Source organism: Streptomyces sp. NPDC091682 (assembly GCF_044756625.1).
Classification (GTDB): Bacteria; Actinomycetota; Actinomycetes; order Streptomycetales; family Streptomycetaceae; genus Streptomyces.
The window spans coordinates 39,275-62,451 of record NZ_JBIVTH010000013.1 but is presented as its reverse complement, the minus strand read 5'-3'; the positions used below and the strand labels follow the sequence as shown (position 1 = coordinate 62,451).

The window sequence follows — 23,177 nt, the reverse complement described above, 5'->3', positions numbered from 1 at the left end:
ACCCCTCTTTAGTTGGGCAGAAACGTAACGCCCCGTAACAGTCGGTCGATCAAGACCCGATCAGGGAGCCGCGCCTCCGATCAGGCGCCGAACGCCTTGGACGCACCCTTCACCGGCTTGGCCCCGGCCAGCAGATGGGCCGGGACCAGGTCCCGGGCCGGCTCGCTGTAGCCCACCGACACCAGCTTGTCGCCCTGGAAGGTGAAGGAGGTCATCGAGGCCAACGTGCACTGCCGGCGCCGCGGGTCGTGCCACAGCCGGCGCTTCTCCGCGAAGCTGCGCACGATCCAGATCGGCAGCTGGTGGCTGACCGCCACCGCCTCACGACCGCGGGCCGCGTCGCGCGCCGCCTCCAGCGCGCTCATCATCCGGACCACCTGCTCGACGTACGGCTCGCCCCAGGACGGCTTGAACGGGTTCGTCAGGTGCTTCCAGTTGCCGGGCTTGCGCAGCGCGCCGTCACCGACACCGAAGGTCTTGCCCTCGAAGACGTTCTCCGCCTCCAGCAACCGCGCGTCGGTCGCCAGGTCCAGGCCGTGGACCTTGGCGATCGGCTCCGCCGTCTCCTGCGCGCGCTCCAACGGGGAGGACACCACGTAGGCGATGTCCCGGCCCTTCAGGTGCTCGGCGACCCGGTCCGCCATCTGCCGGCCCAGCTCGGACAGGTGGTAGCCGTCACGGCGCCCGTAGAGCACGCCCTCGGGGTTGTGCACCTCCCCGTGGCGCACCAGGTGCACGACGGTGAGCTCGGGCGTGGCGGGCGTGGCGCTGTTGCTCATGCGGTGGCCTCCGCAGCGGCTCGGGCGGCGGCCGGCAGCGCCGCCGCGATGCGCTCGATCGCCTTCTCGTCGTGGGCGGTGGAGACGAACCAGGACTCGAAGGCGGACGGCGGCAGGTAGACGCCCTGCGCCAGCATCGAGTGGAAGAACCCGTTGAAGCGGAAGCTCTCCTGCTTCTTGGCGTCGTCGTAGTTGCGCACCTCGTCCTCGGTGAAGAAGACGGAGAACATGTTGGACGCGGTCTGCAGCCGGTGCGCCACGCCCTCCTTGGCGAGCGCGCCGGTGACCAGGCCCTGGATCTCCTTCGAGACCGCGTCGACCTTCTCGTACGCGGCCGCGTCCAGCAGCCGCAGCTGCGCGAGACCGGCGGCGGTGGCGATCGGGTTACCGGAGAGCGTACCGGCCTGGTAGACGGGGCCGGCGGGGGCCAGGTGGCCCATCACGTCGGCGCGGCCGCCGAAGGCCGCGGCGGGGAAGCCGCCGCCCATGACCTTGCCGAAGGTCATCAGGTCGGGCTTGACCCCGTCGACGCCGAACCAGCCGGCGCGGCTCGTGCGGAAGCCCGTCATGACCTCGTCGGAGATGTAGAGCGCGCCGTTCTCCCGGCACAGGTCGGCGAGCCCCTGGTTGAAGCCCTCGGCGGGGGTCACCACGCCCATGTTGCCGGGCGCGGCCTCGGTGATCACACAGGCGATCTCGCCCGGGTGCGCTGCGAAGGCCGCCCGTACCGCTTCGAGGTCGTTGTAGGGCAGGACGATCGTGTCGCCGGCCTGCGCACCCGTCACACCGGGGGTGTCCGGAAGCGCGAAAGTCGCCAAACCGGAACCGGCGGCGGCCAGCAGAGCGTCCACGTGACCGTGGTAGCAGCCGGCGAACTTCACGACCTTGGCGCGACCGGTGAACCCACGGGCCAGCCGGATCGCCGACATGGTCGCCTCCGTCCCGGAGGAGACCAGGCGGACCTGCTCCACGGGCTCGATGCGCGCGACGATCTCCTCGGCGAGCGCCACCTCTCCCTCACCGGGCGTACCGAAGGAGGTACCGCGGGCGACGGCCGCCTGGACGGCCTCAATCACCTCGGGGTGCGAATGACCGAGGATCATCGGCCCCCACGAGCACACGAGGTCGACGTACTCACGCCCGTCGGCATCGGTGAGGTACGGACCGGTCCCGGACACCATGAACCGGGGCGTACCGCCCACGGCGCGGAAGGCGCGCACGGGGGAGTTCACGCCGCCGGGGGTCACGAGGGAGGCGCGCTCGAAGAGCGTCTGCGAAACTGGGGCTTCATACGGGTACGGGTAGCTCACACCAGCCATGGTCTCAGAGGCCGCGACAGACTTGCGGGCGGGCGTTTCACCGCGTCGCCGCGGGGGAGGTCACTGCCATGATGATCAGGCTGCGTGGCGGGGGCCGCGGGGCCGGGGCGAGCAAGACCAGTCGGGTGGAGATATGCAACGCGGTGGTGGACCGGGCGAGGGTACGGACGGCCTCGATCCGCAGCGCGCCCGCGAGGCCCGCCGCCGGGGCAAGCACCGCCGCCACGGCATGGAGGCGGCCGACGCCGCCCCCGGACCTGCGACCCCGCCCGAAGACCTGCCCAAAGGCCGCGGCATGGGAGTGACGTACAAGTACTTCGGCGCCCCCGACGGCGCCACGGCGGCCCGGGTCCCGGTCACGATGCGGCCGGAGGAGCTCGGCGGCGACGAGCTCGGCATGGGCGGCCTCTTCACCAAGATCAAGCCGGAAACGGTGGCCGCGATGGTCCTGACCGGCATCGAAGGCATACCCCTCCACAAGGTGCCCCCGCTGGAGCTGGTCGTCCTCCACCCCGACTACGCGGTGGTCAAGCTCCCGATGACCGTGGTCGACCCGCTGCGCGGGATCGGCGAGGAATCGGTGGGCGCGGCGGCCTTCATCTGGTCCACGGTCCCGGACCGCGGCGGCCCGAGCGACGCCTTCAACGTCTACCAGCTGCTCCACGAGTGGCAGGATTTCAGCCACCGCCTCCACGAGGCCGGCCACCAGCCGTACTGCCTGGTCTGGCCCTGACCTGGCCTTTCGTCAGCCGCGGGCGGCCCTCTGAGAGGCCTTCCCGGCCGCGCGGGCCTGGACCAGCGGGCCCCGCCCGTCGAGGGCGAGCGCGATCGGGCGGACCATGACGAGGCTGACCGGCTGCTGGACGGCGCCGGGTGGTGTTCACCCGATCCGGCGGCCTCCTTGGCCAGGCCGAGGAGTTCGGCGAAGGCGCACTCACGCCCGGCGCCGGAGAACGTCACCGTCTCGGCGTCTTGGTCCACCCGAGCGCGGGGCACGGTGACCCGATGAACTGGACGATGCCCCGCCGGTTCTCCAGCGGGTCAACTGCCGTACGCGTTTGGACGGATGGGCCAGAAGGCATGGCCATTCCGGGAACACGGCCAGGTTTATGGCCACGCTGGGATCCGGGCTCTGCGAACGGTCGAGGGATGGTGATGATGACCACGAACGAGGGCGACGGCGTGGAACCGATCGGGCCGTTGCTGCGGCGCATGCGGATGGCCGGCGGGCGCACGCACGAGGGGCTGGCGACCGATCTCCCGCCCGGACCACGCCGCGCAGGACGGCGCGCTGGAAGTGCCAGGTCAGCCCGAAACCGATGCGACGTTCATCGATCGATTGGTATGCACCCAGCAGCACGGCCACAGCGGCGACCACCAAGACGACCTTGAGCGGACCTGGCAGCAGGCGGATCTTTCGGTCTGACCTTGCGATTCCTCCGGCACCTTGCTGGACCGGATACTCGTCGCGAACCCGTCAAGCCTCGGCCCTTAAAGGGGTGGCCCGCCTTCCGACGCTGACACACAGGGGCGGGGCGTCATCCGTGTGCCTCGCTTCGCGGTCGACATGATGCAGACCGTCGCGGCGCGTGTCAGCGTGAACGAAGGGGGAATCCGTACCCCACGCATGAAGAGGAGTCACCGTCATGGACGGTAGGCAGGACAAGCGCCAGGAACCGGGCAAGGGACGCGAGGCGCAGGAACACCGTCGTCCCGGCGACCCTGCGCAGCCCCAGCCGGGCAAGGCATCCCGCGAGAAGGGACAGAAGTCCGGCCCGAAGGAGACCTCGCGCCGCCGCGAGGACGACCTGTTGCGCGAAGAGGACCTGCACGACGAGGGGCTCTGACCGGCGCACCGCTCGGCCACTCGGGACTCCGGTCAGCCCGCCGCCTCGGCGGCGCCGTCCTCAGGTTCGGGTGTGGTGGCGATGAGGATCTGAGTGGCCTGCGTGATGTTGTCGGCGCGGACAGCGCGGGCCATCGCTTCGCGGGCGGCGTCGGCGGTGGTGTCCGGGGGGACCACCAGTAGGGCGAAGTGGTCGTTGTGGCCGCGAGTGACGAGGACCGTGTCGTCGCCGACGGGGTCGGCGTCGAGGTGCACGACCTGGCCGTCGATGACCAGACGGGTCGGGACGTCCTGCCAGGCGGAGGTGTCCAGGCCGACCCGCGTGATGGGCCCGAGGTGCGCGGTCAGTGCCGTGATCAGTGCGGGCAGCTCGATCGTGACGTCCCTGGAGCGCGGCCACCAGGCGCCGTCCAGGAGCCCTTGGCGGGACCGTGTGGTTTCCAGCCGGAGCAGGGCGGCGCCCGGCTTGACCGCTTGGTGGATGGCGTCCGGGAGGAGCTTCAAAGGGTCGGGGTTGTCGGATGCGGCCATGGTGATTCCGCCTGTCTCGTGGTGCGGCGGCACCCCGTTCGATGGCCGGCAGCGGCGTCGAAAAGGCTGTTGAGCTGTGGAACGTCTCCGTCGTTTCACGGTACTCCGCCCACCCGCACGGTGCGGCGCGGGGAACCGACTGCGCCGCGCTCTCCGTCTGCGCCGGAAAAATACCTGGTCAGAAGCGGCTTCCTGGATCGCGAACCGGAGTACGGTGAAGGGACCGGGAGTATTTCGCACACCCGCTCCCACGCGGACGTCGTTTCCGGCGATCACTGCACCGGGCCGTTCGCGAACGGTCCGGGGACGGGTCCGCGACATGACCAAGACCCTCGACCGCGCTGCGCAGCCGGCTGTTGTCCTGCGCCCGGCCCGCCTGTCCCTCACCCCGAAGACCACCCTCGCAGGTCAGCTGGACGGCGCCTGGTGGCCGTACTCACGTGACCTCGAAGCCGAGCTCCCCGCTCTCGCCGCCGCTCTGGACGAGACCTGGGGGCGCATCACCCGCGTCAGCGTGAACCCCAGCCGCTGGCCGGTCGTCCCGCGCACGGTTGCCGTGGCCGGGCACCTGTTGCACGTGGGCTGGTTCACCGAACAGGACCCCGACAAGCTGATCCTGCTCTCCTACACCGTCGGCCGCTGGGACCTCCTGGTCATCCCGCCCGAGACCGAGCCCGCGGCCGCGGCCCGGCTGATGGCCGCCGCCGCGATCCCGGGCAGCGTCCTGGCCGCAGACGTCCTGATGGCCAACGAGACCGTCATCGGGCGCGGCATCCGCGACGCCCGCCGCCGGGAAGCCACCTGGGAGGGCGAAGGCGGGGCCTGCATGTCCCCCTTCGGGGAGCCGATGGAACGAAGCGCCCTGCCGCTGCCGGGAAACGGCTGGAGGTGAGCTCCGTGGAGACCATCGTCCTCATCACGGTGATCATCCTCATGATCGGCATCGGAATGCGCTGGATCCACCTGCTGAACGCCCAGCACGACGCACGGATCGAGGCCTACCGCTTCAGCGACCCCCTGCCGAGGCCTCCGGGCCTGCCGGACGACACCGGTCGTCGAGCCCACCACACGGGTGCCGACCGGTGAGGAACAGACCGTCCTCCGACCGGGGGCAGCGGGCGGGACGCCTCGGCGCCCCGCTCCGCCGGCCTCTCACCCACTCAGAAAGGGAACACGCCTACGTGAAGTACATCGAGCCCCAGACACTGCCCTCGCTCGGGCACGCCGAGGTCCGGATCATCGCGCGCACTCCGGAAGCCGCCCGTGCGGTCGCGGAGGCGCTCCGCCGCTGTTTCGCAGGCGCGGAACAGCGAAGTTATCCCGCCCTCGACGGCGACACCCGCCTCCACCTCACCGTGGACACGGCGACACCCGCCGGCCCCGCCCGCTCGTGGCTGGCCGCCAGCAGGACCCCCGCCGGCACCGGCGCGCACTCCGACGAGATCTGAGAACCCCGACCGGCCCCGGAGCCCACGCCACCCCACACACGAAAGGACGCGGTCATGGCCACACTGCGCGAACGCAAGACCTACCGCGACCAGGTGCTCCGGGTCCTGTACGAAGCCGTCGAGGGCAACCGCCTCCTCGGCATCATCGGAGCACAGCTGCGGCGCGACCTCCACGTACCGGAACAGGACCTGGCCGCCGCCTGCACCTACCTGGCGGGCGAAGGACTGATCACCGTCGACTGGGACCCCGGCAACACCCCCGCGATGGTCACCCTCACCCACGAGGGAATCCGGCGCATGGAGGCAGAGGAGGAGACGGCCACGGGCCCGGCCTGATCCGTACGGCACACCTAGATGCGGGCGAACTTCTCGGTCTGCTGGGCGAACTCCTGGGCCATGGCCGAGCTGACCGTGGGCCTGGTTTCGCCGATCGTGCGCAGGTAGTCCTCGGTGGTGGGGCGGGCCCGGGTTCCGGTGTCGAAGGTGTGCTCGAACTGGACCTGGGAGACGGTGCGCGCCACATGGGCGATGTCGGCGGGGGTGAACCCCTCGCTGGCGTCCGCCAGCGCCGCGCTGTCGGCCCGCGCGCCCGCCCGGGCCAGGTAGCTCTCCCACAGCGCGGTCCTGGCGCGGTGGTCCGGGGGGCCGATCGGCAGTACGTAGTCGAAACGGCCGTGCCGCAGGAACGCGGAGTCGAGCGTGGTCACGTCGTTCGTGGCGCAGACGAGCAGCCGCCCGTCCTGGCCCCGGAACCGGACGATCGCCTTGAGCAGTTCGTTGACGACGCCGACCGCGGTCGCGTCCGCGCCGCTGCGGGTCCCGGCGATCTCCTCGACCTCGTCGATGAAGACCAGGACGTGGTCGAGCCCGGCGATCTCGTCGAAGCGCCGGTTCAGCCCGCTCGCCAGTCCGTACTCGGCGGCCAGCCGGGCGGGGAACAGTTCGAGGAAGGGCCATTGCAGGCGGCTGGCGATGGCGTGCGCGAACGTGCTCTTGCCGGTTCCGGGCGGCCCGAACAGCATCACGGCCCGCGGCAGCTCCACGCCGTGCTGGGCGGCCATTTCGGGATGGGCCAGTGGCAGGACCAGACGCCGCTCGATGAGCTCCTTCTCCCGCTGCATGCCCGCGACCTTCTGCCACAGCCCCCCGGGCGGCAGCTCCGCTCCCAGCGACGCGAGCGTGCTGACCGCCTGAGGGGTCACTCGCCCGCGCTTCTCGAAGAAGACCAGGCCCGGACGGGCGCCGAAGCCGCAGTTGTACAGGGCGGCGGCACCGGTCTCGCCGTCGGGCAGGACCGCGTGCACCGTTCGGACGCCACCGGCGAACAGCCGGTGCTCCAAGGCCGTGATCAGGCCACTGCCCAGCCCCTTGTGCCTCCAGGCGGGCGCCATGCTGATGCGCAAGATCCACGCCCGGTCACCGTCCACCCTGCTCACCGCGGCACCGACCACCACGTCGTCCGCCGTGGCCACCACCGCCGGATGGAGGGCCTGGAGGGCCGCCACGGCGTCCGAGAGCGGAAAGAGCGGTGGCTCTTCGGTCGTGCCGCTCTCGGCGTCGACTCGGAGCACCGATTCGAGATCGTCCTGGGTGTAGTCCCTGACACGCCACCCCGTCATGGTCAGCTCCGCGTGTTCGGCCGTACTCCCATCATCAGCCGATGCGAGCCGGGGCGCGCGCGGCAGCGACGGCGCGCGCCCCGGCAGTGCCGTTGAGGACGGAGCATCGAAGCCGTGTGGCGTGCCCGGTCGCCGGGGAGCATCCTGGAAGCCACGCCGCCCGCGCAGCCGGACGCCGCCCGCCGCCTGGTTGGAGGCAACAGGATGACCGCTGGAGGCCGCGCGTATCCGGACCGCTCGGAGAGCTTCGGGGAGGAACTGCTCGGGGTGCTCCTGGACGGGGCGCACGAGCTGCCACCCCATCTGGTCGGCCCGCTCGTCGCCGAGACGGTGGCCCGGATGGGGGGACGTGACCCGCAGATCCTGCTTCAGGACTACGGACAGCAACAGCTGGTCCCCCTGCCCGCCGACGGCGTGGCCGCCGGTGATCCGCTGCCCATCGACCGGTCCGAAGCCGGCCGGTGCTTCCTGGAGTCACGCCCCGTCGAAGTCCTGACGCCCGATGGCGTACGGGTCCACCTGCCCCTGCTGGACGGCGGCGACCAGGTGGGGGTGCTCGCGGTCACCCTGGACAGGGTCGACGACGACACCCGCCGCCTCCTGTGCAGGATCGCGGGCCTGGCGGCCGACCTGCTGCAGACCAAGAACGGCTACACAGACCTCTTCTTCCGGACCCGCCGCGGTGAACCGATGAGCGTGGCTGCGGAGATCCAGTGGTCCCTGTTGCCACCGCTGTCGATGGTGATGCCGCACGTCGCGGTCGCCGGAGTTCTGGAGCCCGCCTACGCCGTGGCGGGGGACAGCTTCGACTACGCCCTGAACGGCGACGTCCTGCACCTCGCCATGGTCGATGCCATGGGGCACGGCCTGGACGCGGCCACGATGGCCACGGTGGCCATCGGCGCGTACCGCCACGCCCGCCGGATCAGCATCGAACTGTCCGAGATCTACCTCTTCATGGACCGGGCCGTCGCGGAGCAGTTCGACCCGGACCACTTCGTGACCGCCCAGATGATGCGCCTGGACACGGACACGGGGCGTCTCCAGTGGGTCAACGCGGGGCATCCCGCACCGATGCTGATCCGCGCACACCGCGTCGTACGCCGCCTGGACAGCCCCACGACCCTCCCCGTCGGCTTCGGAGGGGCCCAGCCGCAGGTCAGCGCGGTGGCGCTGGAGCCTGGCGATCGCGTCCTCTGCTTCACCGACGGCCTGATCGAAGAACACGAAACCGGGCAGGAACAGTTCGGCGAGAAGCAGCTGATCGACTGGGTGAACCAGCTGGAGCAGGCCGACCACGGGATCCGCGCGGTGGCCCGGGACCTGTCCCACACCCTCAAGAGGGCACGCGGCGAAACCACCTCGGACGACGCGTCGCTCGTCCTGTTCGAATGGCGTGGATGACGGAAGGCCGTGCCACAACATGCCAGCAGGAGCGGCGAACGGTGGGCAACCTCGATGACCACAGCCGGCGCCCAGAGCCCGGCACCTTCACCTACGACCAGGCCCCGGCAGCTTGCGCCTCACCCGCAGAGCCGACCCTCTCCTGAGCACCGGCGAATGGGCGCAGGCCAGATCGTGCCAGAGGGCGCACCGGTCTGCTGCCCCGCCCCCTCCGCACGAGTGGCAGGATTTCAGCCATCGCCTGCACGAGGCCGGCCACCAGCCGTACTGCCTGGTCTGGCCCTGACCTTCGAAGGCATCCGACCGCGGGCATCCCTCAGACACCCGCGCGCAGGGTTTCGGCGGGCAGGATGCGGGCGGCCGCCAGGGCCGGGTAGAGGCCTGCCGCCAGGCCCACCACCAGGCCGACCAGCGGTCCCGCGGTGGTGAGGGCGGGGTCGAGGACCACCAGCCAGTTCTTGGCCAGGCAGGTCACCGCGGTGATCTGGATGCCGAGCACCGTGCCCACCACGCCGCCGGCCAGCCCGACCAGACCGCTCTCGATGCAGAACTGTCCGGCGACCGCCCGCCGCGAGGCGCCGAGCGCCCGGCGCAGGCCGATCTCGGAACGCCGCTCCAGCACGGACACGTAGGCGGTGTTGCTGACACCGAGCGCACCCACGCCGAGGGAGACGGCGGCCAGGCCCAGGAACAGGGCCCGGGTCTGCGACTCGACCCCCCGGCGCAGCGACCGGGGGTCCGGCGGCACCAGCGCGACGAGCTTGTCCGGGGCGCCCGGGGCCAGGGCGAAGGGGGCCTCGTCGCCGACCTGGTCGGCGGCCCCCAGATCCGTACGAATGATCATTTCAGCGGGGGCGAAGCCCAGCCCCGCCGGGTCCTGCAGGGCGGCCCAGTAGGGGATGACCACCGAACCGGTGAGGTTCGTGTCGCCGGTGGGGGCCCGGAAGACGCCGAGCACGCTGAAGGCCACCCCGTTCACGTGGATCACGGAGTTGCCGGCCCCGCCGTCCACGGTCAACCGGGAGGCGGCGGCCGTGTCGATCAGGGCCACCCGTTCGCGCCGGGCGTCGTGCCCCGTGTCGAACCAGCGGCCCTGCGTGAGCTCGGCCGACATGGCGAGCAGCGCTTCGGGCTGCGCGGCCATGACCGTGCCCTCGGGCAGGTCGTTCTCCTTGCCGCCGGGCAGCCGCGAGAGCGCCGGCTGCTCGCCGGCCCTGCTGACCAGACCGGCGCTGCGGACGCCGTTGAGGTCGCGCACCCGCTGGGCGTCGGCGCCGTCGGGCCGCGGCCGGACCCCGGCCACGGCCTCCGACGGGTACTTGACCGTCACCCGCGTCGCCTTGAGGGCGTCGAACTGGTCGGAGACGGCGCCGGCCGCACTGGCCGTGATGCCGAGCGTGGCGAGGGCGGCGGCCAACCCCACGGAGATGCCCACCATGGTGAGCAGCGTGCGGAACCGGCGGCCGAACAGCGCGAGGAACGCCTGGACGAGCAGGTCCGCCGCCGACGTACGGGGGTGCCCGGGCGGCCGGCCCTCGGCGCGTCTACGCAACACGGCCGTCCACCACCTTGAAGACGCGGTCGGCCCTCGCCGCGACATCGGGTTCGTGCGTGACCACGACCACGGCCCGGTCCTGCGCGACCAGTCCGGTCAGCAGGTCCATGACGCGGGCCGAATTGGCGGTGTCCAGGTTGCCGGTCGGCTCGTCGCACAGGACGACCGCGGGCCGGTGGACGATGGCCCGCGCGACCGCGACCCGCTGGCGTTCTCCGCCGGAGAGGGTGGTGGGCTTCACGTCGAGCCGGTGCCCGAGCCCCACGGACTCCAGCGCCCGTACGGCCTGCGGCCGCCGCTGGGCGCGCGGCACGCCCAGGTGCACCAGTGGCAGGGCCACGTTCTGCACGCAGGTCAGGTGCGGGACCAGGTGGAACGCCTGGAAGACGAAGCCGAGCGTCTGGGCCCGCAAGGCGGTGCGGGCCCGTTCGGACAGGGCGATGGTGTCGTTGCCCTGGAGCAGGTACCGGCCGCGGGTCGGGACGTCGAGCAGCCCGAGCACGCTCAGCAGCGTGGACTTCCCGGAGCCCGAGGGGCCCACGATGGCCGCGAGCCGGCCGGGCCGGATGTCGAGCGTGACGTCGGCCAGCGCGTGCACGGGAGGCGGCCCCGGATACGTCTTCGCGATGCCGGTCATCTCGATGACCGGGGGCGGAGCGTCTCCGGTCGGCGGAGCGTCCTCAGCCATCGGTACCGCCGGAGGCGCCGTCGGAGGTGCCGTCCGAGCCGCCCGCCGGGTTTCCGCGGCGGACGAGGACGAGCGTCTGGCCGACGGCGAGGTTCTCGTCGAGCGCGCGAACCGCACTGAGGCCCTCGTGGGTGAACAGCACCTCGACCGGAATGTTCCGCTCCTTGCTGCCCTCGGCGACGGTGACCGTGGACGAGCCGCCGAGGTCGGTCCAGACGGCCGACACCGGAACGGTCAGCGCCCCCTTGGGGCTGCGCCGCAGTTCGACGCTGATCTGCTGGGTCGAGCCCTCCTTGGCCTCCGCGCCGGTGGGCACGAACAGCGCCTCGTGCTGGCCGCCGGAGCCGCCCGCGCCACCGCCGCTGCCGCCGGCACCCGCTCCCGTGCCCGCCGTACCCGCCGTGCCCGCCGTGGCCGCGCCGTCCTGGCCCCCGCTCTTGCCCTGCTGGTCGCCGCTCTTGCCGTCCGAGGGGCTGGTGAGGGAGCCCAGGGTGCCCTCCCGGCCCTCGTACGGGCCGGTGCCGAAGCGGATGACCGCGTCGGCCGGCAGATCGCGCAGCTGCGTGCGCTGGTCCGCGCTGACGGCGGCCCGCACCTGACGGCCGCCGCTGCCGAGCACGACGAGCGGCTTGTCCGCCGCGTCGCCGACCGCCGCGGTGACCTGCACCACCGCGGCCGGCAGGGCGCTGACGTACGCGACCTCCGCAGCCGGCAGCAGCTCGCCGGGCTTGGCCGGACCGGTCCCGGCGGGCGGCGCGTCCGGACCGCGGGCGGGCGGCGCGCTCGTGCCGTTGCCGCCGCTCGTGCCGTTCGTACCGCTCGCACCGGGGGCCGCCCCGGTGCCGCCGTCGGTCTCTGCGCCGCCCCGGGGAGCCGTGCCGCCTCCCGGGGACGCCCCGCCCCCGCGGGCCGTACCGGAGGTGGAACCGCCACCCCCGGGGGTGCTCTGCCCCTGCCCTGCGGGCGCCTCGTACCCGGCCGCCGCGTACAGCTTGCGCACCGCCTCGACGGTGGCCGGGCCGTACGTGCCGTTCACCGCCGTCCCGTACAACGGCTGCAGCGCGCGCTGCAGTTGCTGCACGTCCGGCCCCTTGTCGCCCGCCTTCAGGTCCCGGTAGGCGGGGAAGCGCCCCGGGAGCAGCAGGACCGGGCGGCCCGACACCTCCGCGACGACCGCCCCGGCCTTGAGGCTCTTGCCCGCGGCCGCGGGCAGGGCCGTGACGACCGCACGACTGGTGCCCTGCGGCTGGACGCCGGTGATGGTGGTGCGGGAGGCCGTCTCGACCTTCCCGGTCAGTTCCATCTTCTCGACAAGCTGCTGGTCGGAAACCTTCCCCGTGATCTGGGAGGGCGGGGGCGCGGCGGCGTTCGAGGCACGCTGCTCCGGGGTCCTGGCCTGGGAGGCGATCCACCAGACGGAACCGGAACTGCCGAACAGCACGACGGCGACGGCGGCGACGACCAGGCCCCGCCTGGACCTCTGCCGCGCACTCGTCGCCCGCCCGCCGGACGGCCGGGCCACCTGTGTCTCCACCTGTGTCTCATCGGGGTGTTCGAGGCTCATGACAGTATTAGGACGTCTCTCGCAGTAGATCCTGGGCCTTGCCCTTGGCCTTCGTGATCAGTTCCAGCCACGCCGTGATCTCCGCTTCGTGCTTCACCAGCGAAGCCGCCGAGGCCTTGCTCTTGGCCTCCCGCGCCTTCGTGTTGAGACCGACCTTCGTCGCGCACTCGGCATCGGTGGTGGCCTGCTTGATCTCGGCACGCTGGGCATTGTCGAGCGCCGCGGTGTCAGCGCCGGGAATGTTCGCGTAATGCGAGAGCGCCGATTCCCTGGCCTTCTCCGGCGTCTTTATTTCCGGATAGCCGCCGGACTTCATGCAAGAGGCCCATTCGGAAAGCGACTTCTGATATCCGTCGTCATCGGCGAGGATGTGCGCGCTGTTCTGCTTGACGCTGTTGTAGACCGTCCAGTTGAGCCGGAGGTATTCCTTCACGTCCCCGTACACGGCCTTGAGCGTTTCACCGCGACAGCCCTTCGACGGCACCATGACCTTGCCACCGCCGAAGTCGAACTCCACACCGCCCTCGGGCTTGTCGACGTACCCGTCCATGGCCATGCTGTGGGCCCGCTTGACGTCCTCGGGCAGCGCGTCGAAGTCGTCCGGGCCCTCCTGGGCCTTCTGGTTGTCCGACCTGCGCGGGTCCGCCCCGTAACCCACGGTGCGCGCGGTCTCGGCCGACGGGGAGAGGTCCTCGCTCCGCTTCTTGCCGCTGTTGGTACCGGAGCCGCCCGCCGGGAAGACCTTGAAGCCCTTGTCGTTCATGCACTTGCGGATCAGTTTGAACTCCGCGTCGCGCTCCTGGTCCAACGCCGCGTTGGCACTGTCGAGGGCCGTCTGCGCCCTGCGGGCCGTCTCCAGGTCCTGCGGGGCTTCCTCCGAACAGGCAGCGGAGGCGGCGCCCAGCAGCACCGTCACCGCGATGGCCGTCATGCCCCGGGTGCGCTTATTCAATGTCCGTGTCCGTGTCCTCTTGAAGGTGCGGCCGGGCCGCCTCCGCGACGCGGGGCGACCCGGCCTTCAGGCGTTGATCAGCAGCCGTTGCCGTCGTTCAGGGTGTTGCTCGCTCCGTCGTCATTGGCGTCCCAGTAGTAGTTCACGGAACCGCCGGGGATGAGGCAGATCTCCACGCCCCACGACATCCAACGACCGCCGTAGGTCTTGGAGGACTGGCTGCGGCGGTTCCACCAGGAGCTGTCGTTCTCGTAGACGGCCGGCATGTCGATGTCCCAGCGGGCGGACTCGTACTTCGTCCGGTACATCGAGTTGTTGGTGCTGTAGTTGCTGTCCTTGTAGATGCAGAAGTTGCCGTCGTAACACGTGCGGTCCACGGCCGCTGCGGACGGCGCCGCGGCGATGACGCCGGCCACGGCCGCCATCGCGATGAATCCGGCCGAAATCCTCTTACTGAGCACTCGTGACTCCCCCTTGTCGGGTGGTGACTGATGCTGTGAGAGGGCAGGGCAGCCGAAGCCCTTCCCCCCGGTCGGCTGAGATCAGGCTAGGCCACGCCCACCGGAAACAAAAGGTCAATTCCCTTTAACCAAAGGGCTGTTGGCGATTGGAAGTGATCATTCAGTGGCCAATTCCCGATGCGTGAATCCATCATTCCGGCGCACCGCCACCTCACTGGAAAGGCGGTCGGTGCAGGTCAGCCCGGCGGACGCCGGGACGGGGTGGCTGAGCGGTGCCGGAGCCGCGCCGCCCGGACCCCCACGGTCCGGATGAACCCCGAACACGGCCTGAAAATCGACGCGTTCGCGACCGCGCCACGCCCTGGAGGCCGAAACCCGTGGGCCGGCCGCGCCCGCCTCCGTAGGGTGGCCCGATGGAGACCCACGTACGGCTGGAGCCCTGGTCCGCCGGCGACTTCTGGCTGCTGGAGCGCAAGAACGAGCCGGCCATGACCCGGTTCCTGGGCGGCCCCGAGCCGGCCGCGAAGCTCGTCGACCGCCAGCGCCGCTACGAGGCCCTGAGCGCGCGGGAGCCGGCCGCCGGCCGGATGTTCCGCGTCGTGTGGACCCCGGCCGGAGCGGGCCCCGGCGACAACGGACGCACCGGAAGCGGCGGACGCACCGGAAGTGTCGGACGCCCCGAGAGCGTCGGATCCGTCGGCTTCTGGGAGCGGGAGTGGCGGGGCGAGCCGGTCTACGAGGCCGGCTGGGGCGTCCTGCCCGAGTTCCAGGGCCACGGTCTGGCCGTGGCAGCGCTCACGGAACTCCTGGCGTACGTCAGGGCCCACGGCTCCCGCAACAGCGTCCACGCCTTCCCCGGCACCGACCACCCGGCGTCCAACGCGGTGTGCCGGCGGGCCGGTTTCGAGTACCTGGGCGACGTCGACTTCGAGTACCCGCCCGGCGTGCCCCACCCGAGCTGCGACTGGCGCTACCGGGTGGGCCGTCCGCAGGACGGCCTCACGCCGTCAGGATGATGCGGCCGCGGACCCCGGACGCCCCGAGGTGGGCGTGGGCCTCGGCGGCCTCGCCGAGCGGGAAGGTGTCCGCGACCCGGAGGGTCAGCGCGCCCGCGTCGACCAGGGCCACCAGACGGGCCAGGTGCGCCCCGTCCGCCGCGACCTCCTGCTCCACGACCCGGACACCGCGCTCCGCGGCCGGGGCGTGGTTCGGGATCAGGCCCACGTAGACCCCGCCGTCACGTACGGAGTCCAGCGCGGCCGCGCCCAGCACCGCCGCGTCCAGGACCCCGTCCACGGGCCCGGCCGGAGCCTCGCCGCGCGGGACGAACCCGGTCGCGCCCAGGGACCGTACGAGCTCCTCGTCGTCGGCGCCCGCCAGGGCCGTCACCGCCAGACCGGCCCGGGCGGCGAGCTGGACGGCCAGGCCGCCCACGACGCCCGCGGCTCCGGTGATCAGCACCGAGGAACCGGGGGCGAGCCCCAGCAGGTCCACGGCGCGGGCCGCGGTGAGACCGGCGAGCGGAAGCCCGGCCGCGGTCACCGCGTCCACGGCGGTCGGGGCGGACGCGACGGCGGTGGCGTCGAGCACCACGTACTGCGCGTGCGTGCCCAGCGGCTTCACCGGCCCGTAGTGCAGGCCCACGACCCGGTCACCGGCGCTCCAGCCGGTCACCCCGGCGCCGACCTCGTCGATCTCCCCGGACACGTCCCAGCCGAGGCCGAGCCGCTGTCCGGCGCCGCCGAAGATCCCTGCGACGACCGCGCCGTCCACCGGGTTGAGCCCGGCGGCGGCGACCTTGACGCGGAGCTGGCCGGCCTCCGGGCGGGGTACCGGGACCTCGGCCAGTTCGACCCGCTCCGGGCCGCCGAACTCGCTGACCACGGCCGCCAGCATCGTCTGCTCGCTCATCTTCATCTCTCCCGTTCGCTGCTTCGCTCGTTCGCTGCTTCGCTCGTTCGCGTGCTCTCGCGTTCTCGCGTTCTCGCGTTCTCGCGTTCTCGATGAGCACTAACCTAGGGAGAGGTACTCTCTTTTCGTAAGTACGCACTCCAAGGTGCGTACCCGACCCGGAAGTGGGGCACCCATGGCCACCAGCACCGCCGCGGACCGCCGCGAGGAAGCCCGCTCCGCCTACGATGCCTTCCTCAAGGAATGCCCCACCAGCCAGCTCCTGGCCCGCATCAGCGACAAGTGGGTCGGCCTCATCGTCAGCGCCCTCGGCCAAGCCGAAGACCGCTCCATGCGCTACAGCGACCTCGGCCGCAAGATCCCCGGGGTCAGCCAGAAGATGCTCACCCAGACCCTCCGCTCCCTCGAACGCGACGGCCTCGTCACCCGCACCGTCACCCCCACCGTCCCCGCCCGCGTCGACTACCGCCTCACCGACCTCGGCAGCAGCCTCGGCTGCCTCCTGTCCTCCGTGAAGCTCTGGGCCGAGAACCACTTCGACGAGGTCAGCACCCACCGCAACACCTACGACCACGCCACCGCGACGTCATAATTCGGCCGCGGCCGCTGGCACGGAACTGGCATGCTGAACGGGTGAACGGACCCGGCATTCAGCTCACCCTCGCCCCCGAACTGCGCCTCTTCGCCCCGCCCAGCCGGCGCGCCGAACGCGTACCGACCGCGACCGACGGCGCCTCCAGCCTCGGCCACGTCGTCGAATCGGCCGGCGTCCCGCTCACCGAGGTCGGCCGCCTCCTCGTAGACGGCCACGAGGTACCCGTCTCCTACGTGCCCCAGGACGGCCAGAACGTCGAGGTGTACGGCGTCGAGCGACCCCAACAGGTCCCCGGCGCCCCGCTCCGCTTCCTCCTCGACGTCCACCTCGGCACCCTCGCCCGCCGCCTGCGCCTGCTCGGCGTCGACGCCGCCTACGAGAACGAGGACATCGGCGACCCCGCCCTCGCCACCCGCTCCGCAGCCGAACGGCGCGTACTGCTCTCCCGCGACCGCGGACTGCTGCGCCGCCGCGAACTGTTCGCCGGCGCGTACGTCTACAGCGACAACCCCGACGAGCAACTGCGCGACGTGCTGGGCCGGTTCGCACCCGCCCTCGCGCCGTGGACCCGCTGCACCGCCTGCAACGGCCCGCTCCACGAGGCGGACAAGGAGAGCGTCGGCGACCGCCTGGAACACGGCACGCACCGCTCCTACGACGTGTTCGCGCAGTGCACCGAGTGCGAACGCGTCTACTGGCGCGGCGCCCACCACGCCCGCCTGGAACGGATCGTCGACGAGGCCCTCGTGGAGTTCGGCACGGCCTGAGCCGTGCCCGGGCGGGCCGGGGGCGGACGGGACCGGCCGACCCGCGGTGCCGTACCGGGCGTCGCAACCCGGTGGACCCGGCCGGTCACAGCGCTAGAACGCGTAGGCGTCGCCCGTGTCCAGCGCCAGCACCACGTGCTCGTTGTTCGCGCGGTTCCGGTCCGTCGCACCGCCGTTCCACCACGTGTCGACCCGCACCGCCACCTCCGGCGCCCGATCCCGCAGCCCCAACAGCAACCCGATGTGGCGCCCCTGCCCGTGCAGCGGCAACGACCCCGTCTCGCACACCACCTCGCGCAGACCCGCCCGGGCACAGCCCTCCGCCAGCTCCTGCCGGTCCGCGAGCTCCGCCGACAACCGCACCCGCACCGTCGCGTTCGGCAGCGCGGCGGGCCCGTCGTTCTCCGGGACCATCCAGATCCTCAGCCGCGCCCCCGACAGGGCCACCCGGCCGTGATAGGCCACATCGGCTTCCGGCCCGTCCCACGCCGACACCGACGCCTGGGCCGACCCGGGGACACCCGCGCCGAGCGCCAGCAAACCCGCCACCACCACACTTCGTACGGCACCACGGCGCACCGACACCACCTCCTCGCGCGGAGGCTAACCACCGCCGCCCCCGACCGGTCGGACCATCACACGAACGAGGGCGTGCCCACCCCCAACTGCCGTGGTCACCTCCGGAGCGTCCGCACACACCGGGGCCGGGCCGGATCATGCACGCCCCGCGCGGCCCCTGAGCCGCGCCTATGCTGGCGGGTAATCGCCCGTACGAACGACCTACGAACGACCGAGGAGCCCGCACATGAGCACGGCCGCCACCCGAACCGCCGTAGTCACCGGCGCGAGCAGCGGCATCGGCGCGGCCACCGCCCGCCAGCTCGCCGCAGCCGGCTACCACGTCGTCCTCACCGCCCGCCGCAAGGACCGCATCGAGGCCCTCGCCGCCGAGCTCACCGAGGCCGGCCACCAGGCCACCGCGCACGCCCTCGACGTCACCGACCGCACCGCCGTCGACGCCTTCGCCGCCTCCCTCGACCGCTGTGACGTCCTCGTCAACAACGCCGGCGGCGCCATCGGAGCCGAGCCCGTCGCCACCGGCGACCCCGCCGACTGGCGCACGATGTACGAGGTCAACGTCATCGGCACGCTCCACGTCACCCAGGCCCTGCTCCCCGCCCTGACCGCCTCCGGCGACGGCACGGTCGTGGTCCTCTCCTCCACCGCCGGCCACTCCACGTACGAGGGCGGGGCCGGCTACGTCGCCGCCAAGAACGGCGCCCGCGTCCTCGCCGAGACCCTGCGCCTGGAGATCGTCGGACAGCCCGTACGCGTCATCGAGATCGCCCCGGGCATGGTCAAGACCGAGGAGTTCGCGAAGACCCGCTTCCGCGGCGACACGGAGAAGGCCGAGAAGGTCTACGCGGGCGTCGCGGAACCCCTGTCCGCCGACGACGTGGCCGACACCATCACCTGGGCCGTGACCCGCCCCAGCCACGTCAACATCGACCTCCTGGTGGTCCGCCCCCGCGCCCAGGCCTCGAACACCAAGGTCCACCGCGAGCTCTAGAGCACTCCCGCCGCCTTCAGGTGCGGCACGAGGGCCGCCGGCTTCAGCCCGGCGGCCCTCGCCGCGTCCAGGGCCCGCTGGAGGTCCGCCGCCAGCGTCGGCGTGAAGTGCAGCAGCACGATGTCCCCGGCCTGCAGCCGCGGCGCGGGCGGGGTCCCGCCCCCAGGTGGTGAAATCGTGCGTCCAGGTGATCAACGCCTTCACCCCGCACGCCTTGGCCGCGAGCCGCACGTCGTCGTTCACCGCCCCGTAGGGCGGCCGCAGCAGCTTCGGCGTCCGCCCGAAGGTCGCCTGGAGCCGCTCCCCCGCCCCGCACACCTCGGCATCCTTGCCGGCCGCGTCGAGCGTGGTGAGGTCCGGGTGGTTGACGGTGTGGTTCTCGACGGTGGCCCGCCCCTCCTCCGCGAGCCGGGTGAAGTACCCGGTGTCGTACGAGGTCGCCCCCGGCAGCAGGAACAACGAGGCGGGCACCCGCTTGTCGAGCAGGATCCGGGCCGCGGCCGGATCGTGGTTCCAGCCGTCGTCGATGGTGATGAAGACGACCTTCTCCCGGGTCGGCACGTGCGACACGACAGGCGGCAGCCCCACCTTCGCCTGGGCGGACCCGACGGCCCCGAGGACGAGCGACAACGACGCGAGCGCGGCGATTAGCACGCGGGATCTCCACATGCCGCACACCCTGGTCTAGACCAAGATGCGGGTCAACCCTCCCGCCACAAACGGAAGTTGACGCACCACATCCGAGTGCGTGCGGCGCAATGTGAAATTCCATCGCACGTTCGAGTGGCCCTCGGGAAATCGGCCAGACCGGCCAGGAATCCGCACCTAAGTTCAGCCGCAACACGAACAGCCCCCGCCCGGGATGGCACTCCCGGCCGAGGGCCTCACCAACAAGGAAGAAAGGCTTCCTCATGGCTGAACAGGACCCTACCGCCGCCGCGCGCTTCATGGACCTCACCGACCCCCGCTACGCCTACATGTTCGGCTTCCTCCAGGCCGACGGACACTTGTCTCAGCAGAGCCGACAACGTGGGCGCCTCACCGTGGAGCTCAACGTCCGCGACATCGACCTGCTGCACGAGTTCCAGCGCCTCACTCCGTACAACAGCTCCGTCACCGAGCGCACGCGGGCCACGAACTTCGCCTCCGCATCACACGCCGCCGTCTGGGCCTGCAGTGCCCTGGAAGCGCGCACCATCATCAACGAGCTGGGGATTCCGTACGGGCGCAAGTCCAAGACCATCGCACCGCCCCGCGTCGACTTCTCCCGCCGCGACTACATCCGCGGCGTGATCGACGCAGACGGTTCAGTCGGGTACACGGGGAAGGGCTTCCCCTTCGTCTCGCTCACGACCGCCAGCACGGCGATCGGTGCATACCTCTGCCACTACGCCAAGAAGATCACCGGAGCAGAGCGCACCATCAAGCGCAATGCACGAGATGGCGTCTACAACATCCTCTACACCAACGAAGCAGCCGTTGAGCTGGCCTCACATCTGTACTACGGCGGCTGCCTCGCCCTGGAGCGCAAGAAGGCCGCAGCAGGCTCCCTGGGCGCGTGGACCCGACCTGCGGACATGCCCAGGATGACCCCACGCCGCCGCTGGGCTGTGGCAGAGGACCTCAAGCTGCTCGACATCGGTGACGCCGCTGCCGCGGCCGTCGAACTGGGCCGCAGCGAATCTGCCTGCAGGCAGCGCCTCACACGCCTCCGCACGGGCTGCGGCCCGTGGCCCGCGCGCTGACCCGCCTGACACGCTAAGGCCCGGAACCCCACAGGGTTCCGGGCCTTCCGCTGTTTCGGCAAACCGCCGGCTCAGCCCTTGACGCAGATCAGCGCCTTGAGCTTGGCCACGACCCGCACGAGGTCCGTCTGCTGGTCGATGACCGCCTCGATCGACTTGTACGCGCCCGGGATCTCGTCCACGACGCCCGAGTCCTTGCGGCACTCGACGCCCTTGGTCTGCTCCGCCAGGTCCCGCGCCGAGAACCGCTTCTTCGCCGCCGTCCGGCTCATCTTCCGGCCCGCGCCGTGCGAGGCCGAGTTGAAGGACTTCTCGTTGCCGAGCCCCTTCACGATGTACGAGCCCGTCCCCATGGAGCCCGGGATGATCCCGTAGTCACCGCTGCCGGCCCGGATCGCGCCCTTGCGCGTGACCAGCAGGTCCATGCCGTCGTACCGCTCCTCCGCCACGTAGTTGTGGTGGCAGCTGATCTCGCGGTCGAAGGAGACCTTCGCCTTCCGGAACTCCTTGCGGATGACCTCCTTGAAGAGGCTCATCATCGCGGCGCGGTTGTACTTCGCATACTCCTGCGCCCAGAAGAGGTCGTTTCGGTACGCCGCCATCTCGGGCGTGGCCGCGAGGAAGACCGCGAGGTCCCGGTCGACCAGGTTCTGGTTGTGCGCAAGGCCGCGGGCCACATTGATGTGAAAGTCCGCCAGCTCGTTCCCAATGTTCCGTGATCCGGAGTGCAGCATGAGCCAAACCGCCCCGGACGCATCAGTTGAAAGTTCAACGAAATGATTCCCGGACCCGAGCGTTCCGGTTTGCCGCATGGCCCGGTCCCGCCGGAACTTCACCGCATCCGTGATGGAGTCGAAGCGCTCCCAGAGCCCCTCGTACCCCTCCACCGAGAACCCGTACAGCCGCGCCGGGTCCACGGCCTCCTTGTGCATCCCCGTGCCCACCGGGATCGCCCGCTCGATCTTCGACCGCAGTCCCGACAGGTCCCCCGGCAGGTCGTTCGCCGTCAGGGACGTCTTCACCGCCGACATGCCGCAGCCGATGTCCACGCCCACCGCCGCCGGGCAGACCGCGTCCTTCATGGCGATCACCGAGCCGACGGTGGCCCCCTTGCCGTAGTGGACGTCCGGCATGACGGCCAGACCCTTGATCCAGGGGAGGGTGGCGACGTTGTGCAGCTGCTGCATCGCGCTGTCCTCGACCGACGCCGGGTCGGTCCACATCCGGATCGGGATCTTCGCCCCGGGTACCTCTACATACGACATAAGGAATCAATCCCCTGAAAATCACAGAAAAGTCAGAATGCGCAAAAGCCTCGCTCTTGATCCCAAATACGACAGGGGACCGGCGCCAGCACCAGCGTGTGCGATAGACATTGTGTCCAGCCGCGCCCAAGTCGCGGCAACGCATTTTCCTGACCGTCGGGGGGCCCGCCGGTCGAAGGGAGCCAGTGGACGTGCAGCGCAAGGCGGTACGGGGGCGAGTCCTGCCGGGCATCGCGATGCTCACCGCGCTCGCCGCCGGGGCGGCCGGTCTGACCGGGTGCACCAGCGGCAGCAGCGGCGGAAGCACCAGCGACTCGAAGGCCGGCGGCACCGCCGCCGCACCCGCCCAACCAGGCAAGTACCGCAGTCTGCCCTCGCCCTGCAAGGCCGGCGCCGACAGCAAGAAGCTCAAGGGCATGCTCCCGGCCGGGGACAGCCTCACACCCGAGCAGCGCGACCAGATGTACGCCGGTGTCGCGGACGCCTCGTACGACGGCGACCGGCACGTCGGCTGCCGCTGGACCGGGCAGAGCCCCGAGGAGACGCGGCTGCTGTCGGTCGGCTTCGAGCGCGTGGTCTCGTACGACCGGACCACCACCAGCGACGACGACAAGGCCAAGCAGGTCTACGTCCGCCGGCTCACCGACGCGAAACTGCCCTTCCCCGGCCCGACCGCGAGCCCCACCCCGGCGGCCCCGACCCAGGGCGCGCCGACCCCCGGAGCGCCGACCCCCGGAGCGCCCGCCCCCGGAGCGCCCGCCCCCGGAGCGCCCGCCCCCGGAGCGCCCGCCCCCGGAGCGCCCGCCCCCGGAGCGCCCGCCTCCGGAGCGCCCGCCTCCGGAGCGCCGGCGTCCCCCGCCGCGAGCCCGTCGGCGCCGGTCGAGCTCGGATCGCGCGTCTTGGAGGGCCCCGGCAACGACGCCTTCCTGGAGGACAAGCTCAGTCCGGCCGGGGCCAGCGCCGCGCAATCCCGCACCGTGCGCATTGTGTTCCGTACCTCGAACGTCATCGTCACCATCGAGTACAGCGTGCAGCCCGCGCTGCCCGGCACGGTCCCGCCGAGTACCGAAACCCAGGACAAGGCACGGCAGTTGGCGCAGGCCCTGGCCGAGCGTTTCAGCGAATAAGCGGTGTGCGCCGGGCTCCCGCGTGACGGCG

At 71.4% G+C, this 23,177-nt stretch carries 26 protein-coding genes and 1 pseudogene; 13 read left to right on the top strand and 14 right to left on the bottom strand.

Features of this window, described 5'->3' with window-relative positions; all coding sequences use genetic code 11:
- Positions 1–80 precede the first annotated feature (80 nt).
- Entirely contained in the window at positions 81–779 is a 699-nt protein-coding gene (locus ACIQK6_RS27505; RefSeq protein ID WP_329099720.1) for a histidine phosphatase family protein, read from the bottom strand.
- Positions 776–2,098, bottom strand: coding sequence for a glutamate-1-semialdehyde 2,1-aminomutase (gene hemL / locus ACIQK6_RS27500; protein ID WP_329099722.1), 1,323 nt, complete (start codon positions 2,096–2,098; stop codon positions 776–778). The genes ACIQK6_RS27505 and hemL overlap by 4 nt, the downstream gene beginning before the upstream one ends.
- Before the next feature lie 133 nt (positions 2,099–2,231).
- On the opposite strand from hemL, the gene ACIQK6_RS27495 reads away from it, so the two are divergent.
- Entirely contained in the window at positions 2,232–2,831 is a 600-nt protein-coding gene (locus tag ACIQK6_RS27495) for a hypothetical protein (protein ID WP_329099723.1), read from the top strand.
- 913 nt (positions 2,832–3,744) lie between these two features.
- Complete coding sequence (locus tag ACIQK6_RS27490) at positions 3,745–3,945, top strand: hypothetical protein (protein ID WP_329099724.1); 201 nt, start codon at positions 3,745–3,747, stop codon at positions 3,943–3,945.
- A gap of 32 nt (positions 3,946–3,977) precedes the next feature.
- Here ACIQK6_RS27490 and ACIQK6_RS27485 read toward each other — a convergent pair whose 3' ends face one another.
- Positions 3,978–4,475: a DUF5994 family protein gene (locus ACIQK6_RS27485; protein ID WP_329099725.1), complete on the bottom strand. Its 498-nt coding sequence runs from the start codon at positions 4,473–4,475 to the stop codon at positions 3,978–3,980.
- A 319-nt stretch (positions 4,476–4,794) separates the two neighbouring features.
- Between ACIQK6_RS27485 and ACIQK6_RS27480 the strand changes: the two genes are divergently transcribed.
- From ACIQK6_RS27480 to ACIQK6_RS27465, 4 genes are all read left to right on the top strand, one after another.
- Positions 4,795–5,367 carry a DUF5994 family protein gene (locus tag ACIQK6_RS27480; protein ID WP_329099726.1) on the top strand — a complete coding sequence of 191 codons (573 nt, stop codon included), beginning with the start codon at positions 4,795–4,797 and terminating at the stop codon, positions 5,365–5,367.
- A 5-nt stretch (positions 5,368–5,372) separates the two neighbouring features.
- Positions 5,373–5,561: a hypothetical protein gene (locus ACIQK6_RS27475; protein WP_329099727.1), complete on the top strand. Its 189-nt coding sequence runs from the start codon at positions 5,373–5,375 to the stop codon at positions 5,559–5,561.
- 95 nt (positions 5,562–5,656) lie between these two features.
- Positions 5,657–5,923 carry a hypothetical protein gene (locus ACIQK6_RS27470; RefSeq protein ID WP_329099728.1) on the top strand — a complete coding sequence of 89 codons (267 nt, stop codon included), beginning with the start codon at positions 5,657–5,659 and terminating at the stop codon, positions 5,921–5,923.
- Positions 5,924–5,977: 54 nt separating this feature from the next.
- Positions 5,978–6,259 carry a hypothetical protein gene (locus ACIQK6_RS27465; protein ID WP_329099729.1) on the top strand — a complete coding sequence of 94 codons (282 nt, stop codon included), beginning with the start codon at positions 5,978–5,980 and terminating at the stop codon, positions 6,257–6,259.
- A gap of 14 nt (positions 6,260–6,273) precedes the next feature.
- Here the strand turns inward: ACIQK6_RS27465 and ACIQK6_RS27460 are convergent, their stop codons facing one another.
- Positions 6,274–7,542 (bottom strand): bifunctional GNAT family N-acetyltransferase/ATP-binding protein, encoded by a 1,269-nt coding sequence (locus ACIQK6_RS27460; protein WP_329099730.1) that lies wholly within the window; start codon positions 7,540–7,542, stop codon positions 6,274–6,276.
- A gap of 204 nt (positions 7,543–7,746) precedes the next feature.
- Between ACIQK6_RS27460 and ACIQK6_RS27455 the strand changes: the two genes are divergently transcribed.
- Entirely contained in the window at positions 7,747–8,946 is a 1,200-nt protein-coding gene (locus ACIQK6_RS27455; protein WP_402695650.1) for a PP2C family protein-serine/threonine phosphatase, read from the top strand.
- A 316-nt stretch (positions 8,947–9,262) separates the two neighbouring features.
- On the opposite strand, the gene ACIQK6_RS27450 is transcribed toward ACIQK6_RS27455, so the two are convergent.
- From ACIQK6_RS27450 to ACIQK6_RS27430, 5 genes are all read right to left on the bottom strand, one after another.
- The gene (locus ACIQK6_RS27450) at positions 9,263–10,501 is read right to left on the bottom strand and encodes an ABC transporter permease (RefSeq protein WP_402695649.1); all 1,239 of its coding nucleotides are present in this window, start codon (positions 10,499–10,501) and stop codon (positions 9,263–9,265) included.
- Positions 10,491–11,189: an ABC transporter ATP-binding protein gene (locus ACIQK6_RS27445; protein WP_329099733.1), complete on the bottom strand. Its 699-nt coding sequence runs from the start codon at positions 11,187–11,189 to the stop codon at positions 10,491–10,493. Before ACIQK6_RS27445 ends, ACIQK6_RS27450 begins: the two co-directional genes overlap by 11 nt.
- A complete protein-coding gene (locus ACIQK6_RS27440; protein WP_329099734.1) occupies positions 11,182–12,753 on the bottom strand; it encodes a peptidoglycan-binding domain-containing protein in 1,572 nt (523 codons plus the stop codon). Before ACIQK6_RS27440 ends, ACIQK6_RS27445 begins: the two co-directional genes overlap by 8 nt.
- A gap of 7 nt (positions 12,754–12,760) precedes the next feature.
- A complete protein-coding gene (locus ACIQK6_RS27435; RefSeq protein WP_329099735.1) occupies positions 12,761–13,684 on the bottom strand; it encodes a hypothetical protein in 924 nt (307 codons plus the stop codon).
- Positions 13,685–13,782: 98 nt separating this feature from the next.
- Positions 13,783–14,166: a peptidase inhibitor family I36 protein gene (locus tag ACIQK6_RS27430; protein WP_329099736.1), complete on the bottom strand. Its 384-nt coding sequence runs from the start codon at positions 14,164–14,166 to the stop codon at positions 13,783–13,785.
- A 413-nt stretch (positions 14,167–14,579) separates the two neighbouring features.
- On the opposite strand from ACIQK6_RS27430, the gene ACIQK6_RS27425 reads away from it, so the two are divergent.
- Positions 14,580–15,182 (top strand): GNAT family N-acetyltransferase, encoded by a 603-nt coding sequence (locus ACIQK6_RS27425; protein WP_329099737.1) that lies wholly within the window; start codon positions 14,580–14,582, stop codon positions 15,180–15,182.
- Here the strand turns inward: ACIQK6_RS27425 and ACIQK6_RS27420 are convergent.
- Positions 15,166–16,062, bottom strand: coding sequence for an NADP-dependent oxidoreductase (locus tag ACIQK6_RS27420; protein ID WP_329107734.1), 897 nt, complete (start codon positions 16,060–16,062; stop codon positions 15,166–15,168). The two genes, ACIQK6_RS27425 and ACIQK6_RS27420, sit on opposite strands and share 17 nt — an antisense overlap.
- A 190-nt stretch (positions 16,063–16,252) precedes the next feature.
- Here ACIQK6_RS27420 and ACIQK6_RS27415 point away from each other — a divergent pair, with 190 nt between their 5' ends.
- On the top strand, positions 16,253–16,669 hold the full coding sequence (locus ACIQK6_RS27415; RefSeq protein WP_329099738.1) for a helix-turn-helix domain-containing protein: 417 nt from the start codon (positions 16,253–16,255) through the stop codon (positions 16,667–16,669).
- A gap of 41 nt (positions 16,670–16,710) precedes the next feature.
- On the top strand, positions 16,711–17,439 hold the full coding sequence (locus tag ACIQK6_RS27410) for a Mut7-C RNAse domain-containing protein (RefSeq protein WP_328789309.1): 729 nt from the start codon (positions 16,711–16,713) through the stop codon (positions 17,437–17,439).
- A gap of 93 nt (positions 17,440–17,532) precedes the next feature.
- Here ACIQK6_RS27410 and ACIQK6_RS27405 read toward each other — a convergent pair whose 3' ends face one another.
- Entirely contained in the window at positions 17,533–17,988 is a 456-nt protein-coding gene (locus ACIQK6_RS27405) for a hypothetical protein (RefSeq protein WP_402695648.1), read from the bottom strand.
- A 256-nt stretch (positions 17,989–18,244) separates the two neighbouring features.
- Here ACIQK6_RS27405 and ACIQK6_RS27400 point away from each other — a divergent pair, with 256 nt between their 5' ends.
- Complete coding sequence (locus tag ACIQK6_RS27400) at positions 18,245–19,009, top strand: SDR family oxidoreductase (RefSeq protein WP_329099741.1); 765 nt, start codon at positions 18,245–18,247, stop codon at positions 19,007–19,009.
- On the opposite strand, the gene ACIQK6_RS27395 is transcribed toward ACIQK6_RS27400, so the two are convergent.
- Together ACIQK6_RS27395 and ACIQK6_RS27390 are read right to left on the bottom strand one after the other, a co-directional pair.
- The gene (locus tag ACIQK6_RS27395; RefSeq protein WP_402695647.1) at positions 19,006–19,128 is read right to left on the bottom strand and encodes a hypothetical protein; all 123 of its coding nucleotides are present in this window, start codon (positions 19,126–19,128) and stop codon (positions 19,006–19,008) included. The two genes, ACIQK6_RS27400 and ACIQK6_RS27395, sit on opposite strands and share 4 nt — an antisense overlap.
- Positions 19,129–19,264: 136 nt before the next feature.
- A pseudogene (locus ACIQK6_RS27390) lies at positions 19,265–19,678 on the bottom strand (polysaccharide deacetylase family protein); the annotation flags it as partial.
- Positions 19,679–19,920: 242 nt separating this feature from the next.
- On the opposite strand from ACIQK6_RS27390, the gene ACIQK6_RS27385 reads away from it, so the two are divergent.
- Positions 19,921–20,754, top strand: coding sequence for an LAGLIDADG family homing endonuclease (locus ACIQK6_RS27385; protein ID WP_402695646.1), 834 nt, complete (start codon positions 19,921–19,923; stop codon positions 20,752–20,754).
- Between the two features lie 71 nt (positions 20,755–20,825).
- Here ACIQK6_RS27385 and ACIQK6_RS27380 read toward each other — a convergent pair whose 3' ends face one another.
- A complete protein-coding gene (locus ACIQK6_RS27380) occupies positions 20,826–22,019 on the bottom strand; it encodes an RtcB family protein (RefSeq protein WP_329099744.1) in 1,194 nt (397 codons plus the stop codon).
- A gap of 191 nt (positions 22,020–22,210) precedes the next feature.
- Between ACIQK6_RS27380 and ACIQK6_RS27375 the strand changes: the two genes are divergently transcribed.
- Positions 22,211–23,146: a DUF3558 domain-containing protein gene (locus tag ACIQK6_RS27375; RefSeq protein WP_402695645.1), complete on the top strand. Its 936-nt coding sequence runs from the start codon at positions 22,211–22,213 to the stop codon at positions 23,144–23,146.
- The last annotated feature ends 31 nt before the right edge of the window (positions 23,147–23,177 follow it).